The sequence below is a fragment of the Oleiphilus sp. HI0125 genome, from assembly GCF_001635355.1.
In genome coordinates, this window is sequence record NZ_LWGF01001035.1 from 1 (window position 1) to 956 (window position 956).

The window sequence follows — 956 nt, forward strand, 5'->3', positions numbered from 1 at the left end:
ACCGGTAATGTCACACTCGGCATTTTATGCGGAATCGCTATTGCCAAGTTAATCGTAACCGCCGTAAGTCTTGGGCTTGGAATGCCCAATGGCATGATTGGTCCAACGCTATTTATCGGGGCAACAGTAGGCGGTGCGCTTGGTATTATTGCGCAATGGATTATGCCCTTCGCATCCTCAACAGGTTTTTATGCGATGCTTGGAATGGGCGCAATGATGGGCTCAGCCCTACAAGCACCTCTTGCCGCATTAATGGCTATTCTGGAGCTCACCCAAAATCCAAATATTATTCTGCCCGGCATGTTAGCAATCGTGATCTCAAGTATGTTTGCGAGCACAGCGTTCAAGCAGAGATCAATATTTATCAGCTTGCTCGAAGCGCAAGGGCTCGATTATTCGAACAGCCCAGCCGTTCAAGCATTGCGCAGCGCAAGTGTCGTCGCAATCATGGATAGAAAGCTTTCCCGCGCACAAAAATCCATTGAACTTGAAGACGCTCAAGAACTACTTCGTCAAAAACCAAACTGGATCGCGGTTGAAAACGAATCAGGTCAAACCATGTCATTGTTGCCTGCGGCGGATCTGGTTCATTTTTTATCGTCTTACGAAGACAACGATAAGCTACCTGAGCAGATTGCCCTGTTAGAGATCCCGGCTCAACGACGTGATGTTGCTAACATTTCTTACCAAGCAACGTTAGAAGAAGCGCTGAATAGCTTTAATCAGCAAGGTCATGGAGCGTTATTAGTTGAGAGAAACAGTGGTGGTTTAAAACGCATACTTGGGGTGGTCACAAAGAACGATATCGATCACTACTATCATTTTGAAGGACATTAAAAATGCTTTGGTTCAAAGCTTTTCATATTATTTCGATGGTTTGCTGGTTCGCAGCATTATTTTACTTGCCCCGCTTATTTGTCTATCACTCCATGGCCGACGATTAAGCAGGGATTGAT

Annotated in this window: 1 protein-coding gene and 1 pseudogene; both read left to right on the forward strand. The window is 45.5% G+C overall.

Features of this window, described 5'->3' with window-relative positions:
• The coding region (locus tag A3762_RS17795) for a chloride channel protein (RefSeq protein WP_156493561.1) at positions 1 to 837 on the forward strand (837 nt) is incomplete at its 5' end.
• Positions 838 to 839: 2 nt separating this feature from the next.
• Positions 840 to 941: pseudogene (locus tag A3762_RS26060) on the forward strand (CopD family protein); the annotation flags it as partial.
• Between the last annotated feature and the right edge of the window lie 15 nt (positions 942 to 956).